Origin of the sequence: Epilithonimonas pallida, from assembly GCF_900182975.1 — a bacterium.
Classification (GTDB): domain Bacteria; phylum Bacteroidota; class Bacteroidia; order Flavobacteriales; family Weeksellaceae; genus Epilithonimonas; species Epilithonimonas pallida.
This window is the reverse complement of record NZ_FXUO01000005.1, coordinates 227278-244572: the sequence shown is the minus strand read 5'-3', so window position 1 is coordinate 244572 and position 17295 is coordinate 227278. Positions and strand designations below refer to the sequence as shown.

Below are 17295 nucleotides of genomic sequence, written 5' to 3'. Positions count from 1 at the left end.
TACATTATTTTATTTTTTGAATTAGTAAACATGATTTTCGGACTCCTTAAGTTCTTCTGAAGATATTTTTTTAGAATCCATTTTCTTCCAGACCAAAGCAATATATGCCACAACGAATGGAACGAGTAATGAAACATAGCTCATTGTTTTCAAAGTGAATTCGCTGGAAGAAGCATTATAAATCGTGAGTGAACTCTGCAAATCGTGAGTAGACGGATAAAACGCTGTATTGTTGAAACCTGCTATCAGAAAAAGCATCCAAACGGTAAGAACCGTTCCCAATCCGGAAAACCAAATCCCTTTTTTACTCTTGAAGAACATATTGGCAGCAATTCCCGCCAAAACCATAACCACACCAATGAGAAATACAGCTAAAACCAATGGCATTTCGAGGAAATTGTGAAGATATTTATTCGGTTCCATAAAAACTTCTCCGTTGGAAGGATTCACCGCGAAACCATCCAAAAACAGCAACCGAATCAACCAGAACAGGAAGAAAATTAAAAATAATACCGAATTGTAAATCAAACTTTTTTGCGATTTTTGGTAGATATTTTCGTCTTTAATATTATTTTGGAAATACAAATTGGCTAAAACTCGTGACAGGAAAAACACCGCCAATCCCAAACTGACATTCTGAACAAATGCCAGATTTTCGGTTGTCCAAAGTGCCTCCAATCCGTGGAAAGGTGTTTCCCAAGCAGAAATAATCGGCATTTTTGGCGAAGATATATCCAGAATATTGATTTTATTGACCGAAAATTCTGCTCCGGTAAAAAAGGTAGAAACCGCAACTCCGAGAAGCAAACTTCCTAAAACGCCATTCAGAAAAAGAAAAACCTCAAAGGTTTTATGGCCGAGAAAATTATTGGCTTTGCTTCGGAATTCATAGGAAACAGCCTGAAGAATGAAAGCAAACAAAATCGCCATCCAAACCCAATATGCACCGCCAAAACTTGTGGAATAAAACAACGGAAACGAAGCAAAAAATGCACCACCAAATGTAACCAAAGTCGTAAAAGTGATTTCCCATTTTCTTCCGGTGGAATTCAGAAGCATCGTTTTTTCTTTTTCGTTGGAAGCCAAAGTATAAATCAAGGATTGACCACCTTGCACGAAAAGTAAAAATACCAACAGCGCCCCCAAAAGTGAAACCAAAATCCACCAATAATGTTGCAGCCCGCTATAATCTAAAAATGAAAACATAATCTTAGTTTTTTTTGAATTAATGTTCAGTTCCTTTTTTGATAGCAGAAAGCATAATTTTGATTTCGGCAATCAGCAAAGTGGTAAAAATGATAAGGAAAAGGAAAAAAGTAATCTGTACACTATAGGCATCAATTTGCGAAACGGCGGCGATATTTGGCAACAGATTCTGAATGGTCCACGGTTGTCTCCCGACTTCGGCAACAATCCATCCCGATTGCGAAGCAACATAACCCAAAGGAATACTCCACAAAGTCAGTCTCAGTAAGCTACGGCTTTGGTCTAACTTTCCTCTAAGAGTTTTAACAAATAGAATGATGAAAAGCACTAGAAAATAAGTTCCGAGAATGACCATAATGTGGAATGAATAGAAACTCATTTTCACATTCGGAATCAGCATGTGCGGATTTTTACCAAAGTAATAACCGTAGCCAAAATCTTTTTCATGCGCGCGGAAAGTTTTGAGTTCATTCCCTGCTGTAGCTAAATCTCCGTTTTTTTTAGCTTTCACATAATTTCCTAATGCATCAATGGCTATTTTTCCGCTGGCAATTCTTTCATCATAGGAAGAGATTCCTTCTTTCTCATTTCCATGAACCAAATCACTGATTCCCGGAACAAATTTATCCGAATCCAGAAATGCCAGATAAGATAATGCTTTAGGAATTTTGAATTCTACCAGAAACTGTTCTTTTTTGTGAACGGTTTTGTCCTGTTCCCCGAAAATCCCCATAGCAATGAGCGGTGCAGAACGGTCGCCTTCATACAGGCCTTCCATTGCAGCAAGTTTCATTGGTTGGGTCGCAGCCACCTGTCTTGCCGATTCGTCACCACTCCAGAATGTTCCGATAGTGGCTAAAAACCCGAAAACAGAAGCAACCAGCATACTTCTTTTTGCTAAAACAATATCTCTCCGTTTCAATAAATACCAGGCGCTGATTCCCACCACAAACAGAGCAGAAACAATATAAGAGGAAATGACGGTATGAAGAAATTTATTTACTGCAACCGGATTGAAGAGCACAGCCCAGAAATCTATCATTTCGTTCCGCATCGTATCCGGGTTAAAACTCGTTCCCGTAGGATTCTGCATCCAACCATTGGCTACCAAAATCCACAATGCGGAAAGGTTGGAGCCAATTGCAACGAGCCAGCTCGAAAGCAAATGAAATTTCGGACTCACTCTGTCCCAACCGAAAAACATCACAGCAATAAATGTACTTTCCATAAAGAACGCCATAATGCCTTCAATGGCTAATGGAGCTCCGAAAATATCACCTACAAACCAAGAATAATTGCTCCAGTTGGTTCCGAACTCGAATTCCATAATGAGTCCGGTGGCTACACCAATGGCAAAATTAATTCCGAAAACCTTCATCCAGAATTTAGTAATCGACTTCCACTTTTCATCCTGGGTTTTCAGATAAATGGTTTCCATTATGGCAATCATAAAAGTGATGCCCAAAGTAAGCGGCACAAAAATCCAATGGTACATCGCAGTCAGTGCAAATTGTGCTCTCGACCAATTGACCAGTTCCCAGTCTATATGATTCATGATATTGTAATTTTTCTATTTTTTGATTTCTGTAAAATTCTTCTGGAGATATTCTATTCTTTGTTCGTCATTCTTAAATTCTGTTTTTAAAAAGTCTCTAAAAAAGAATATTTTCAGGATTCCGAACATAATAATGAGCTTTATTACTGCAATCACCCAAAGTGTCTGGCTTTCTTTTGACATCATGCTGAAACCATATTGGTAAAGCTTAATGAGCTCCTGAAACGGATAAAGGATAAAACTGAGCATATTGCGTAACACCACTATCATATGATTGTTTTTTACACAACAAATTTACTCACAGATACTTATGATATTATGGAAGTAAAAAAGGGAGAAATGGTAATTTTTACTTATTTATCGATTTACGGAATTCTGCCGGGGTGAGTCCTGTATTGGCTTTAAAGAATTTGCTAAAATAGGAATTGTCTTCAAAATACAATTCATAAGCAATCTGAGAAATGGTATATTCCGAATTAACTAAAAGACGTTTTGCCTCAAGAACAATCCTGCTTCTGATTATTTCGCCCAAAGTTTTCCCCGCTAACTTTTTGCACAGGGTATTAAGATAATTGGGTGTAACAGAAAGATGCGCGGCATAAAATTTCGGGTGATGAGCTTCCATAAAATATTTCTCTAGCAATTTCTCAAATTTTACGAGAAGATAGTTATTGCTGATGATTTCATTTTCCGGATTTTCATCTTTGGTCTTAATGGCAATCATCAAAACTATTTCAAGAACAAGCGTCTGAATAAATTGTTTTTTATATAAGGAATCATATTTAATTACTTTTAAAATCTTTGCAATAGTAGATTCCAGTTCACTTTTACAACTGTCGACCTTACGGAAGCCATATTTACCACTTTTACTGAATACTGGCAGAGAATTGATAAAATCTTTCTGCGACAGAAAATCGTTAAAAAAATCTTCATTGAAATTAATCATAATCCCTTCCGGATTTTTGGAAGTAAATCTAAGGTCATGCACCTGACCAGGGCTAAGAAAAAAAATTGTCCCATCCTCTATTTTCCATTCCTGGAAATCCACATAATGAATTCCTGCACCCCTGCTTACATAAAGAATCTGGAAAAAAGAATGTCTGTGAGGTATTTTTGGAATATACAAATCTTCTTTCACAAGCTCATTGAGATTGTGTACCGCAAAATTATTCTTCTGATTATCCCTTTTTCGGATATCACAGGACTTAAGTAATGGTATATTCATAGAAGTTGAAATGACTAGTCCTAAAAAATCGATACAAATTTATTAGACAAAAATAATTAATTAAACACTTGCAAAAACGTTTTTGCAGGTGTTTTTTGATTTATAAGTTTTCATTTTCAATGTGTTTTGCTGATGCATTTGATTAGGTGTAAGCATATGATTGGAATAATGGGGTCTTTTTTCATTATAGATTTCAACCGTTTCTTTTATTATTTGTTTCATAATTGGCAAGTCTTTATTGTACTTATCAATATTGAAGTCTTGTTTTAAAATACCATTTATTCTTTCGGCGACAGCATTTTCATACGGATCAGAATTTTGTGTCATACTTGGTTTTATTCTGTTTTTGCTTAATACTTTCTGATATTCATTGGCACAATATTGCAGTCCTCTATCGGAATGGTGTATCAAAATTAAATCCTTGTTTTTTCTTTGTTTTATAGCTAATCTTAATGCTGCCAAACTACTTTCTGTGTTTAAATTATCAGATACATTGTAACCAACGATCTTTTTAGAATAGGCATCTGTTATCAAACTTAGGTAGCAAGGTTTGTCTCTTTTCCCTATGTAAGTGATGTCAGATACCCAGACTTGTTCCGGCTTGTTTATTTCCAGATCTATTATTTGATTGGTGTATTTCCTAAAACGATGATGCGAGTTTGTGGTGATATGATAAGAACGTTTTGGAGTGATTAGCAAATGATTGGCTCTAAGGATGTCTATAAATTTATCTCTGCCAATTTTCAATGTTTTTAAGTCTTGATGTAATAAATAATATAACTTTTTAGATCCAATTCTTGGCATTTGCTGTCTAATTTCTAAAACCATATCAACCACCAGCCGGGCTTTGTTTTGCTTGTTAAAACGAAGTCTTATTTTTCTATAATAAACCTGTCTATCTATCCCGAACAAAGTACAGGCAAACTTTATTGTTTGTTGTTCTTTTTCTTTAAAATGGTCGATTGTTCGGGAGGTAAGTTTTTTCTGATGTCGATTTTATACTCTTGTTCGGCAATATCAATCATCATATCAAAGATGATGGCTTTCTTATCGGCTACAAAAGCTTGCCTTTCCAAAAGAGCTTTTTGCTTTTCTAATAATTTAACCTGAGCTTCAAGTTCCATTATTTTTTGTTCGGGTGATTTTGGCATATGGGATGGGTTTTGATTCTCCCAATCGAAGTTACCAAATTTCCTGAGCCATTCCACAACTGTTTTCCTACTTTGAACACCATACCTCCTGGTTGCTTCAGAAATAGAGAGCCTGCCTGTTTCTATTTCTTGGACTATTTGAAGCTTTAAAGACATTGAATAGTCTTTTTGAGTTCGCTTTACATAGCGGTTTTCTTGATTGTTTTCCATAACGATAAAAATTTGTGTATCGCTATTTCAGGACAGGACAAAACAATAAAATAAACCCTTCCACTAAGATAATGAAAGGGTTTATATTTTAAAAGAGTTTACACGGAGCAACTTCCGCCGTCTTTTTTGATGCCGAGCTTATTGAGAATCATATACATCAGACACCAATTGGTAAGTGCATGAACCCACATATTGATTCCTACAAATCCAGTTAGCCAAAACCAGTTCGGATTTACATATATTCCTAAAAACAAACTTCCCAAAACGAAAGTTCCTGCTATCGCATGTACTATTCTTGTTTGCATATTTTAATTTTTTTATTGATTTTTTAGGTTTTATTTTTTCTCAAAAACAGATACCAACAGATAACCCATTATTGCTCCATAAATGATGCTGTTGAAAGGATGGGAAGTGATTGCACAGCTTCCTGTACTACAGCCGATGAAGTAATAATACAGATAACCTGCAATTCCACCGATAAGTGCTCCAATAAACGATGCTATTCTCTTTTTACTTAAAATTTTCATTTTCTAAATCTATCGTTGCAATATGAATTTGGGAAACCGTCTCTTGCTTTTTGTTGAATTCGTTTATACTTTTATAAATATCATCAATACAATTACAGTCTGAAAAAATGGTAAAAAGCAGGGAATCTACCGAAAGATATTCTGATGGAAACCAGTTATCAATATTGTTTCCATTGCTTTTAAAACCTTTTACAGATTGATAAGAAAAAGCCCTTACTCCTGAATGTTTAAGAATATTGATTACATCTGCTTCAAATTCTTCTATTGCGGTGATTAATAATAGTTTCATAAGATAAATGTTGAATTGTTGAAAACTTTATAGATTTTATGCTTCAAAAAACTTGTCATCAGATTCGGATTTTTTCTCCCATTTTTTTCTTTCAGTAGCATAATAAACCAATGGCACAACAACCAGTGTAAGCAATGTAGAAACAATAGCTCCGAACACCAGGGAAATTGCCAGTCCTTGGAAAATAGGGTCAAAAAGAATGATTACTGCTCCAATTACAACTGCTCCGGTTGTCAGTAAAATCGGAGTTGTTCTTACTGCTCCTGCTTCAATAATCGCCTGTTTTATTGGAATACCTTCTTTCAGTCGGATTTCGATAAAATCGATTAGAAGAACTGAATTTCTTACCATTACACCTGCCAAAGCAATCATTCCGATAAAGGAGGTTGCCGTAAAAAACGCTCCTAATAACCAGTGTCCTAAAACAACTCCTATCAACGAAAGCGGAATCGCAACCATCATTACAATCGGGGTTTTAAAATTCTGAAACCAGCCGACAATCAGCATATAAATAATGATAATTACAACGGCGAAAGCCGTTCCCAAGTCACGGAAAACTTCTAATGTAATCTGCCATTCTCCATCCCATTTTACAGTGTAATTGCTTTCATCTTCCGGCTGATTCATATAAAGTTCATTCATCGAATAGCCATTTGGTAATTGGATTTTCTTTAGCTTTTCATCCATTCCAAGAATCGCATAAGCCGGACTTTCCAGTTTTCCTGCCATATCAGCAAGGACGTAAACTACTCTTTTCTGATCTTTTCTGTAAATGGTTTTATCCAGTTCCTTTTCCTCTACTTTCAAAAGGTCACTTGCCGGAACCATTCCCATTTGCCCTTTGATTTTTAGTCCTATAATATCCTGAACAGTAGATTTATCAGCATTTTTCAGCTTCATTACAATATCAACAGGGGCATTGGATTTTTCATCGTAAAGATTTCCAACCGGATATTCTCCCATCAGATACGTCATATTACCTACAATCTGTTGTGGTGCAACACCGTTCAGCATTGCCTTTTCTTTATCCGGAACAAGCTTAAATTCTTTTTGAGGAGCTTCAACCATCCAGTCAATATCCACCACATCATCAGTTTTCTTTAAAATATCTTCTACCTGTTTGGCAACTTTTATTTGACCTTCGTAATCCGGGCCATAAATTTCCGTTACGATTGTTGAAAGAACAGGAGGTCCGGGCGGAACTTCCACTATCTTTACATTAGCATCGTATTTGGCAGCTATCTTCTGTATTTCAGGTCGAATCGTTTTAGCTACATCGTGACTTTGTTCATCACGGTCTTCTTTGTGCAAAAGATTAACCTGAATATCTGCGGTATTACTACTTCCACGCATATCATAATGACGAACCAAACCATTGAAAGTTATTGGTGCAGAAGAACCTACATAATTCTGATAGTTCACCACTTCCGGAACCGATTTCAGGTATTGCGCGATATCCTGAGTAACTGCAGAGGTTCTTTCCAGCGTCGTTCCTTCCGGCATATCAATCACGACCTGAATTTCATTTTTATTATCAAACGGAAGCATTTTTACCGCCACCCATTTGGTAAAAAATGCAGCAATTGAAATTAATAATAAAACCACAGTAACCGCCATCATCGTCCATCGTTTTGATTTTGAATCCAAAAGCGGCTGTTCAATTTTTTTATAAATTCTGTAAATCCTGTTGGTTTCCAGACCTTGTTCTTCCTTATGATGTTGCTCACCTTTTACCTTTAATAAATGATAACCGAGATACGGCGTTACTGTCAAAGCAACAAAAAGAGAAAGCATCATCGCAATTGAAGCTCCAATCGGCATTGGCGACATATATGGTCCCATCATTCCTGAAACAAAAGCCATCGGAAGAATCGCTGCAATTACCGTGAACGTTGCTAAAATGGTAGGATTGCCGACTTCGTTGATAGCATAAATTGCCGCCTGTTTGAATGGTAATTTTCTCATATGGAAATGCCTGTGCATATTTTCAGCGATAATGATGCTGTCATCCACCACAATTCCGACAACAAAAACCAGTGCAAAAAGCGTAATTCTATTCAATGTATATCCTAAGATATAATAACTGAACAACGTTAAAGCAAATGTCAAAGGAACAGAAAAGAAAACTACCAAACCTCCTCTCCAACCCATTGCAAGCATTACCAGAACGGTTACTGCTAAAATTGCAATTCCCAAGTGCATCAATAGTTCTGAAACCTTATGAGAAGCTGTTTCTCCATAATTTCTGGTGACTTCTACGTGCACATCATTCGGAATGAGGTTTTTCTTTAGCTCATCTACTTTGGTAAGAATTTGCTCAGAAATCTTCATCGCATCTGCTCCTTTTACTTTAGAAACAGAAACGGTAACGGCAGGATATTCCGATTTGAATTTTTTTCCGTTTTCTACCGCATTTCCATAGCCAAAACTTACATAATTGGCAGGGTCAGAAGCGCCGTCTTTTATTGTTGCGACCTGTTTCAGATACACAGGCATATTCTGAGAAGTTCCGATAACCAGATTTTCCACATCTTCGGCAGAGTTTAGAAACTGTCCTGTTGTCAAAAGATATTCAGAATCCCCTGAATCAAACTTCCCGGATTGTGAGCTTCCGTTATTGGCTTGAATCATCTGCATTACCGAAAGTGCATCGACGTTCAGTTCCGCCATTTTATCTTTGTCTAAAATGACCTGAAGCTGGCGGTTTCTTCCGCCTATGGTTTTGGTAAGGGAAACATCTTTTATTTTTTTGATTTCGGAAGATAATTCTTCTCCAATCTGTCGAAGCTGAAAGTCATTGTAATTAGCATTGTCACTCCACAAAGTCAGCCCGAGCATCGGGACATCATCAATGGAACGGGTTTTCACCATTGGTTCCATTACACCTTTCGGAAATGTGTTTTTATTCTTCATCAGCTCATCATATAGCTTTACATAAGAACGTTCCGTATCTTCTCCTACATAAAACTGAACGATAATCATCGCCTGTCCGTTCATTGCCATCGAATGAATGTGTTCTACGCCTTTGATATTGGAAATAATCTTTTCCAAAGGTTTTACAATACGGCTTTCCACCTCTTTTGGGTTTGCTCCGGGATAACCGACCATTACATCCGCCATTGGGATGATAATCTGCGGTTCTTCTTCTCTTGGTATTAATGTCGAACTGTAAACCCCGATAATCATCAAAGCGATCATCAACAGAATCGTCAATTTTGAATTGATGAAAAACTCGGCGATACGTCCTGCGAATCCTTTTTCCATAATTTTTTGAATATTAAAAATCACGATTGTCATTCCGAGGAACGAGGAATCTCAAACAGAGATTCTTCACTACACTTCTGAACTTCGTTCGTAAACCTTCAGTTTATGTTCAGAATGACAGAAGCGTTTTATTTTACTTGAACTTTTGCTCCGTTATACAATTTTCCTGTAGAAGAAACGATGTAAGATTCTTTCGGATTCAAACCTGATAAAACCTCAACCTGACCTCCCAAATTTTTCCCGATTTTCAGCCATCTTAAAACAGCTGTATTTTGCGAACTGACCACATAAACACCTGTCAACTGACCGTTTTCAACCAGAGCTGTAGTAGGAATCATCATTATTTCATTAAAATCCTGATTAATTTTCCCTGAATTTTCAATTGGAAATTGAACATTCACAAACATTCCCGGAAGCAAATCTGCTGCATTATGGATGTTGATTTTCACCATATATTGCCCACCTGTGTTTGCTGCCGATTTGCTGATTTCTGAAACCGTTCCCGACACCGATTTGTTCATTGATTTTAAGGTAACCTGAACCGGCATTCCGTTGGAAATCATTCCAATATTCTGCTCCGAAACCAGAACCTGAGCTTGCAAAGATGACGGCGATTCTATCGTCAGCAATGGCATTCCAGGACTTGCCATATCGCCCTGTTCTGCAAATTTTGCAGTAACAGTTCCGGAAATAGGGGCTGTAATATTGGTATAACTATACTGTGCATTCACTTCGTTTTTCATTTGCTGTGCCGCCTGTAAACCAGCCTGTGCCATTTCGTAACGGGCTCTCATATCGTCAAGCTCTTTTTGGGAAGCACTTTGGGATTTATAAAGATTCTGGAATCTTTCGTAATCTTTTTTGGCGATATTAAAATTCGCCTGAGCTTGAGAAATCTGTGCACTGGCTTGTCCTCCTTTTGCCTGAATATCCGTGGCATTAATACTTACCAGAAGTTGCCCAGCTGTTACGTTCTGCCCTACTTCCGCTTTCATTGCGGTAATATATCCCATCATTCGGGTGGAAATATTGACGGAATTCTTTGCAACCAGTTTTCCGCTTGCGGTAGCTAATGAACCGTTTGATGCAACCGAAGATTTGTTGACGGTAACCGAAATCGGCTGGTCATTAGACTGAACGTTTTTTTCTTTATCCGGAGAACAGCTTTGCAATGCTACTGCTCCTAAAATAAGTGTTGAATAAATGTATCTTTTCATTGTAATTGTTTTCTTTTTTTGAAACATCATCCGTTTAAAAAACTATGATGTTTGTATATAGTTGATTATTTCTTCAAAAATTCCAGATAAGCGACTGCTGTGTTATGCTCGAAAATAGTTTGCTGATATTCCAGTTCTTTTTGGGACATCAATGTTTCGGCAGAAAGCAGATCCGCTGATTTTTCCAATCCCTGGTCGTAACGATTTTTACGGATTCTATACGCTTCCTGGCTCTGCTCCCAAGCTTGTTTTGTAAACGTAACTTTGGAATCTGCATCCTGAACCGACCTCACTGCTTTGTTGAGCTCAAGCTGACTTTGTTTGGTATATTGCTCGATTTCGGTTTGGGCTTTCTGGCGTTCGGTTTTGTACTTTTCCTGTTCGGATTTTGATTTTAAACCATCGAAAACATTCCAGGATAATTGAACTCCGACCAGGTATCCATTCGCATCAAATTGCGCAATTTTATTATCATACATTTCCCAACTTCCAAAAGCGTTAAGTCTCGGGAGAAACTTTGCTTTGGATGATTTTATCATTAAATCATAGGCTTCCAATGATTTATTATAAGCTTCCAAATCCTTTCTTGAAGTGCTTAATGAAAAGTTGTTTTCAACCAAATTTCCTTTATATTCCAAAGGTTCAGTCGGTTTCAATACCTTGCCTTTTGAATCTTCATTCAACAGAAAATAGAGATAATCCGAAGCATTTTTGGTATTGGAATCTGCCAGTTGAATCTGGCTGTCGATTTCACTCAAACGAACATCCATATACAAAACTTCAGATTTCTGAATCATTCCGTTTTTGTAATAATTGTCGATGACTTTTTTGTTGGCAAGTGTTGTTTCTTTTGCATTTTCCAGCGTTTCTTTCATTTTGTACGCCAACTGAAGCATCATATAAGCTTTCTTCAATTCAAACTGTACATATTCTTTGGTACGTAAGGTTTTTATATTCAGAACGTCAGCTTTTATTTGTCCTGCTTTCTTCTGATACACCGCATCCATATTGATAATGGGCTGCTGAACTTCAATTTTTGCCCCGAAATTAGAAATGCTTTTCGGACTGTTCAGGTTGTCCGGATTGAAATCCATCATTGTAATGCGTTCCTGATTCAGCTTCGAACCAAACGCCATCAATGGATTATTGGTATTGGTAAAGGTGTAGGATGCGGTCACATTCGGAAGATGCATTGCACGTGTTCCGAGAAGTTCGGTCTGGGCAAGACTGGCTTCATTTTTCGCCATCTTTACCTGAAGATTTTCATCAAGTGATTTGGCTTCAATTTCGGCTCTGGAAATCATCACAGTTTGTTGTGAAAATGCCAAAGTAAAAAAGCTTGTTGAAATGATGAAGGTGAACACTTTTTTCATTCTTTCTAATTTTAAGACAAAATTAGATCGGCAGAATATTCTGTACAGTGATGAAAGTTACATAAGAGATTTTTTTTAATTCATAAAAAAGACCGCCTTAAAAGACGGTCACAATATAAACTATGAAAATAAACACTACACCAATTTTATTTGCGGAATCATTATAATTTTTGATTTCACAGAATTGGATATTAAACAATTCGCTTCTGATTTTTGTAACACACGTTCTGCTTTTTCCCTATCGGATTCATTCTTAATGGTAACAACAGGTTCCAGAATAACTTCTGTCATTAGGAATTTTCCTTCCACCTGTTCTAATTTTCCTTTCGAACTACATTCAAAATTTACAAACTCCAATTTGGAATTTTCTGCAATTGCTAAAAATGTGGTCATTAAACAACTGCTTACGGCTGCGGTGAAAAGATGTTCTGGCGACCATATATTTTCTATCCCTTTCGGAAACTGCGGAGGTGTTGCGATTTCTAAACTTTGAGAAAGTTCAGGTGAAGACATTTCGCCTTTTCTGTCCTGTTTCCAAGAGATGTTTACGTTATAAAAATGGGCTTCCATCAGTTTATATTTTATTGTTTAAACTTGACCAGCCACCGCCGTTGTGTACATTTTTATAGCCATTATTCTGAAGAATGCTTTTAGCAGAAGCACTTCTCATTCCCGATGCACAACAGGTAATAACAGGTTTGTTTTTATCCTTCAGTTTCGAAAGGTTCTTCTGAAGCTGGTCAACAGGAATATTGATAGAATTTTTGATATGCCCTCCGTCATATTCGCTTTTGCTTCTTACATCAAGGATTACAGCACCTTCTTTTAAAAGCGCCGCATAGTCGGTTTTCTCCATTCCGAAAAGGTTTTTTATTGCATCTAACATTTTATTGATTTTTAAATTGATGATGCAAATGTAAGGTGCAGATAAAAGCCTGTCAGTGATGAAGGTTACAATAGGGTAATTTTATTTCGGGAAAGTTTTATTTTACCATCCGTTTCAATCTGTTTGAGAACACGGCTCACGGCTTCTCTTGTAATTCCGAGTTCGTCAGCCAATTGCTGGTGGGTTACATTAAGTTCTTTAGACTTATATAGTTGGGATTTCTGATTCAGTAAATAGAGAATCCTTGCATCAACTTTTTGAAAAGCAATTGAGTTGACCATCGTTACGAGATCTTCAAATCTTTTGTGGTAGAGTTCAAAAACAAATGTAGACCATTCAGGATATTTGGTAAGCCATTCCTTGGCCTTGACCAGAGATAGCATCAGGATTTCCGCATCTTCCTCTACAATGGCCTTAACTTTGGAAGTATCCTGAGTTAATCCTGAAAGTATAGAAGAAATACAACTTTCTCCAGGCGTGAGATAATAGAGGAGAATTTCTCTTCCGTCTTCCTCCGTACGTACTACTTTAACACTCCCTGACATAACAAGGGGAATATAATTGACATAGGAATCAATATCTAAAATAACGGTACCTGCAGGGAACAATTTTAAATCTCTACTTCCTGCGATTTCTTTCTTGAAATCCGGATCTAATATTTCATGAATATTCATTCTCAAATATAAATATAATTAAACATATATTCTTTTTCTTTTAACAATTAGCTTACTAGTATAACAATTAAAGGTTCAAAAAAATTATAAAACCATATCCTGTAAAAATTTATAAACATTATTGAGCACTATAATGAACTTTTCAATAGTAAACCGGTAAAAAGGCAGCTAATGTATTGTTACCAGCCAACACTCGTATCCCAAAGTACTACGGCATAAACAGTTTTCTTCCCGAAGACACCCTCCAATTATTCCGTTTTCTTTTGGTTTTTACTCTTTATCAACACTTTATATCTGCTTTTTTTCCGGTTTTTTATTTTGAAAAAACTAAGCTTGGATCTTACTGAATTTACAACTTAATAGGAGTCTAATCTTGAAAATCCTAACAGAAAAATGATTTTATTTAAATCTCAAATTCAGAGAGATGATATCTGATTTCATTCCTACGGATTTCGTATAATGACCATATCTGATTTCCAGCATATTCAGCCTTTCTACTCCAAATAAACCATTTTTCGGACTGATTCTGATTCCTGCTCCATAAAAGTGACTGTCAAATTTCGAAAGGTCGTAATTACTTGTATAAAAGTCATCAAAAGCCGTGTGCTCTTGATAAGGCGCAAAATATTTAGCCGCTGTCTGAGAATAATATCTGTAAAACGGACTTACCGAAACAAAAGGTGAAATCTTCACAGGAGTTTCCAGACTGAAAGTATTGGATTTCAAGCCCCAATCGTCGGTATAATAACGATAGTATGCTCTCAGAATCACTTTATCCCCAATGAAATAATTCGCTCTTACTCCCAAAGGAATTTTAAACCGTTTATCCGGCAAAGCTTCCTGATGAACCGAATTATCATTGAAATAAACCCTGTGGAAAGGCAAACTTAAATATCCTGTCTGCTGAACGCCGTCCGCCAAAAATTCAACCTGAAAGTTCTGATTGATGATTTGCGAATAAGAAAGAGACAAAGCATAAGTATTTCTTCCGCTGGTTCCGTAGTTTTCGTGTTCTCCTCCGGTGCTTCCGTTTGTTCTGAGCTCAATCGGAGCAATCAGTTTTACCTGATCCAGATAAGCCTGGAATTTCGCCGTAAACTCTCCCATTCTGTTTTTGGTTTTTTGCGAAAACCCGATGTTTGCACCGTAAGATATGTAGTCGAACTCGAAGGAAGTGGAAACACCCGCCATTAAAGTGGTTCCTTTATCTGTATTTTCACGGCTCCAGCTTAATGCAGGATAAATTCTATTGTCTGCGTGGGAAGCGGATGAATTGGCTTTCAGATCGATCATATCCGACGAAGCAGAAGTATAATGATCAATTCCTACACTGAAATCGAATTTATTTTTCCTGTTTTTCTTATCGTATTTTACCATAGTTACGTCGATAGTATTGGAAATATCGGTCAGTTTTTCCGTACCGATTCCTCCTGTAACTGCAGAATTGTTCCCGTTTTGTTTATAATAGCTTGAAACTAAATTAGCTTCATCAAAAGTCAGTTTTTTAGGCTGCTCATTGTTTGTCTTTTCCTGTGCTTTTACGTTGAAAATTCCGAAAAGAGCAATAACACTTACGATTATTTTTTTCATTTTTGAATCACAATTAAATTTTACGATTACTCTTTTAGTTACATCCGCAACCACCGCCAACTTTTCCTGCATTAGCGCCCGAAGATCCTTCTCTGTAGGATTGAAAGCTGAGTTCGGTTTTTTCAATAGTCCTGTTTCCCAGAACCATTTCGGCATCGTTTAATTTGTTTTTTTCGTACCCTTTTACAGTTGTGCAGGACTGTACCGAAGCAACTATGATCAGTAAGCAAGCTGATATTTTTATAAGGTTTTTCATTTTAAATTAATGTTTTGAGATGAATAAATTTTGTCCTGATCATCAATAATGATGCATTCCAAATGATTGATCTGGCTGATCATATTAAGCGCCGTATCGATTCCCATAATACTTACGGGAGTCGCCATTGCATCAGCAATTTCTGCGTTGGGACAAAAAATCGTAACACTTTTCACCCCCGAAACAGGCATTCCTGTTTTGGGATTGATGGTATGAGAATATTTTTTACCGTTGATAACGATGAATTTTTCATAATTTCCTGAAGTTGCCACCGCCATATTGGTAATATTCATATACGAAAACGGCTGTTTGGCATTGTCTGGATCGGCGATTCCGACAGTCCAGGGCTTTCCGTCTGCCTGATTTCCCCAGGTCGTTAAATCACCCGAAGCATTCACAATTCCGGAATTTACACCTCTGTTTTGAAGCATCTGTTTTGCCATTTCAGCAGCGTAGCCCTTCCCTATTCCCCCGAAACCGATCCGCATTCCTTTTTCTTTGAGAAAAACAGTTTGCTTTTCCCGGTCAAGGATGATATTCTGATAATTAACGAGTTTTAGATGTTGTTTAATCACTTCAGGATTGGGAAGTTCTTTCATTTCGCGGTCGAAATTCCAAAAGCTTTTGTCGATTCCACCGTAGGAAATATCAAAATACCCATCTGTAATTTTACTGATTCTCAGACTTCTTTCAATTAAACCAAAGATTTCCGCATCTACTTTCACAGGCCTGATACCCGCATTTTTATTGATAAGATGGGTTTGACTTTCATCGCTGAAAGTGGTCAAAAGTCTTTCAATTCTTTGGATTTCAGCAATAGCTGCATCAATATGCTGATTTGCAGAATTTTCATTATCACTTACAACGGTAATTTCAAAAGCATTCCCCATTAACTTTTGAGGTCTTTTGAATTCTCTTAGCATACTTTTTATTTCTGATTTTCTTTAATATTTCTGATCTCTTTGCTGAAAGCCAATACATTTTCCGAAGGCAGCCCTTCCCAGCTTTTGAGAATTTTACCTTCAGAATTCAGCAACAATGTATAAGGAAATAACCCTTTTTGATTATACTGATCGGCAAGCAATGCATTTTCTTTTTTCAGTTCCGGAGAAAGCTGATTCTTCTTGTTTCTTGGAAAATCTGCATTAATGTAAACAACAACATTTTCGGTTTCCAGCTTTTTAAATTCATCAGTTTCAATGATATTTTTATGAAGTTTGATGCATGGAATACACCAATCTGACCCGGAAAAATTCAATAAAATAAGTTCTTTATTTTGTGAAGCTTGTTTTTTGGCACTTTCCAAACGGCTCTGCGCCTGAATACCAACAGCGAATACAACCATTAATATGGCTGAAAATAGTGTTTTCATTATTTAAATTTTATAATGATTTTAGAAAATAGTGATTTTTTGATTGGAGATCAATCAAATTTGAATAGAATTATATGAATAAAGCTCTTGGTGGTTCCCAAACAGATCCTGTAAATCCTTTGTAACAAAAATCTTCATCTTTTGAAGGAATTTTATGAGATTTTAGCGGTCTGTAATTTTCAGACTTTGCTTCAAAATAAAAGTTGGGATGAACCGTGAATATCAAGGCCAATGGTGCTGAATGAACTACAAACGGCAGTTTCTGATCTTTACCATAATCTCCATCCTTAACGGGATTTTCATAATGGGTTTTCAGAAATGCTGTAAGAGACATTTCAGGATTCAACTTTTTGTGTTCCCAATAATGCTCTATCAAAGTCGGAATTTTCAACAACTGATATACTTCAGTTGTTGAAATCAGATACAGCGACAATAACAGTATGGAAATCAATTTTTTCACAAATCAAAATTATAAAATATTTTATTAAGAATGGTTATTT

Annotated in this window: 20 protein-coding genes; all 20 read right to left on the bottom strand. The window is 36.6% G+C overall.

Annotated features, from left to right (window positions below):
• Positions 1 to 21 precede the first annotated feature (21 nt).
• Positions 22 to 1206 (bottom strand): cytochrome d ubiquinol oxidase subunit II, encoded by a 1185-nt coding sequence (gene cydB / locus QOL71_RS11590; protein ID WP_283417070.1) that lies wholly within the window; start codon positions 1204 to 1206, stop codon positions 22 to 24.
• Positions 1207 to 1225: 19 nt separating this feature from the next.
• On the bottom strand, positions 1226 to 2761 hold the full coding sequence (locus tag QOL71_RS11585; RefSeq protein WP_283417069.1) for a cytochrome ubiquinol oxidase subunit I: 1536 nt from the start codon (positions 2759 to 2761) through the stop codon (positions 1226 to 1228).
• A 15-nt stretch (positions 2762 to 2776) separates the two neighbouring features.
• On the bottom strand, positions 2777 to 3010 hold the full coding sequence (locus QOL71_RS11580; RefSeq protein WP_283417068.1) for a DUF4492 domain-containing protein: 234 nt from the start codon (positions 3008 to 3010) through the stop codon (positions 2777 to 2779).
• A 100-nt stretch (positions 3011 to 3110) separates the two neighbouring features.
• Positions 3111 to 3986, bottom strand: coding sequence for an AraC family transcriptional regulator (locus QOL71_RS11575; protein WP_283417067.1), 876 nt, complete (start codon positions 3984 to 3986; stop codon positions 3111 to 3113).
• Between the two features lie 60 nt (positions 3987 to 4046).
• The gene (locus QOL71_RS11570) at positions 4047 to 4898 is read right to left on the bottom strand and encodes an IS3 family transposase (protein ID WP_283417066.1); all 852 of its coding nucleotides are present in this window, start codon (positions 4896 to 4898) and stop codon (positions 4047 to 4049) included.
• A 14-nt stretch (positions 4899 to 4912) separates the two neighbouring features.
• Positions 4913 to 5347, bottom strand: a complete 435-nt coding sequence (locus QOL71_RS11565; RefSeq protein WP_042722216.1) for a helix-turn-helix domain-containing protein — start codon at positions 5345 to 5347, stop codon at positions 4913 to 4915.
• 98 nt (positions 5348 to 5445) lie between these two features.
• Positions 5446 to 5652, bottom strand: coding sequence for a YgaP family membrane protein (locus tag QOL71_RS11560; RefSeq protein WP_283417065.1), 207 nt, complete (start codon positions 5650 to 5652; stop codon positions 5446 to 5448).
• Between the two features lie 30 nt (positions 5653 to 5682).
• The gene (locus tag QOL71_RS11555) at positions 5683 to 5874 is read right to left on the bottom strand and encodes a DUF6132 family protein (protein ID WP_283417064.1); all 192 of its coding nucleotides are present in this window, start codon (positions 5872 to 5874) and stop codon (positions 5683 to 5685) included.
• A complete protein-coding gene (locus QOL71_RS11550) occupies positions 5858 to 6163 on the bottom strand; it encodes a hypothetical protein (RefSeq protein ID WP_283417063.1) in 306 nt (101 codons plus the stop codon). The genes QOL71_RS11555 and QOL71_RS11550 overlap by 17 nt, the downstream gene beginning before the upstream one ends.
• A gap of 36 nt (positions 6164 to 6199) precedes the next feature.
• Positions 6200 to 9427 carry an efflux RND transporter permease subunit gene (locus QOL71_RS11545; protein WP_283417062.1) on the bottom strand — a complete coding sequence of 1076 codons (3228 nt, stop codon included), beginning with the start codon at positions 9425 to 9427 and terminating at the stop codon, positions 6200 to 6202.
• A gap of 128 nt (positions 9428 to 9555) precedes the next feature.
• The gene (locus QOL71_RS11540) at positions 9556 to 10644 is read right to left on the bottom strand and encodes an efflux RND transporter periplasmic adaptor subunit (protein WP_283417061.1); all 1089 of its coding nucleotides are present in this window, start codon (positions 10642 to 10644) and stop codon (positions 9556 to 9558) included.
• 65 nt (positions 10645 to 10709) lie between these two features.
• On the bottom strand, positions 10710 to 12017 hold the full coding sequence (locus QOL71_RS11535) for a TolC family protein (protein ID WP_283417060.1): 1308 nt from the start codon (positions 12015 to 12017) through the stop codon (positions 10710 to 10712).
• 135 nt (positions 12018 to 12152) lie between these two features.
• A complete protein-coding gene (locus tag QOL71_RS11530) occupies positions 12153 to 12587 on the bottom strand; it encodes an OsmC family protein (protein WP_283417059.1) in 435 nt (144 codons plus the stop codon).
• A gap of 4 nt (positions 12588 to 12591) precedes the next feature.
• Positions 12592 to 12903: a rhodanese-like domain-containing protein gene (locus QOL71_RS11525; RefSeq protein ID WP_283417058.1), complete on the bottom strand. Its 312-nt coding sequence runs from the start codon at positions 12901 to 12903 to the stop codon at positions 12592 to 12594.
• Positions 12904 to 12968: 65 nt separating this feature from the next.
• Entirely contained in the window at positions 12969 to 13577 is a 609-nt protein-coding gene (locus QOL71_RS11520; RefSeq protein ID WP_283417057.1) for a Crp/Fnr family transcriptional regulator, read from the bottom strand.
• A gap of 399 nt (positions 13578 to 13976) precedes the next feature.
• Positions 13977 to 15167: a DUF3570 domain-containing protein gene (locus QOL71_RS11515; protein WP_283417056.1), complete on the bottom strand. Its 1191-nt coding sequence runs from the start codon at positions 15165 to 15167 to the stop codon at positions 13977 to 13979.
• A 34-nt stretch (positions 15168 to 15201) separates the two neighbouring features.
• Positions 15202 to 15423 carry a DUF4266 domain-containing protein gene (locus QOL71_RS11510; RefSeq protein ID WP_283417055.1) on the bottom strand — a complete coding sequence of 74 codons (222 nt, stop codon included), beginning with the start codon at positions 15421 to 15423 and terminating at the stop codon, positions 15202 to 15204.
• A complete protein-coding gene (locus QOL71_RS11505; protein ID WP_283417054.1) occupies positions 15420 to 16346 on the bottom strand; it encodes an FAD:protein FMN transferase in 927 nt (308 codons plus the stop codon). Before QOL71_RS11505 ends, QOL71_RS11510 begins: the two co-directional genes overlap by 4 nt.
• 5 nt (positions 16347 to 16351) lie before the next feature.
• Complete coding sequence (locus tag QOL71_RS11500) at positions 16352 to 16795, bottom strand: thioredoxin family protein (RefSeq protein ID WP_283417053.1); 444 nt, start codon at positions 16793 to 16795, stop codon at positions 16352 to 16354.
• Positions 16796 to 16865: 70 nt separating this feature from the next.
• Complete coding sequence (locus QOL71_RS11495) at positions 16866 to 17255, bottom strand: hypothetical protein (RefSeq protein ID WP_283417052.1); 390 nt, start codon at positions 17253 to 17255, stop codon at positions 16866 to 16868.
• Positions 17256 to 17295 lie beyond the last annotated feature (40 nt).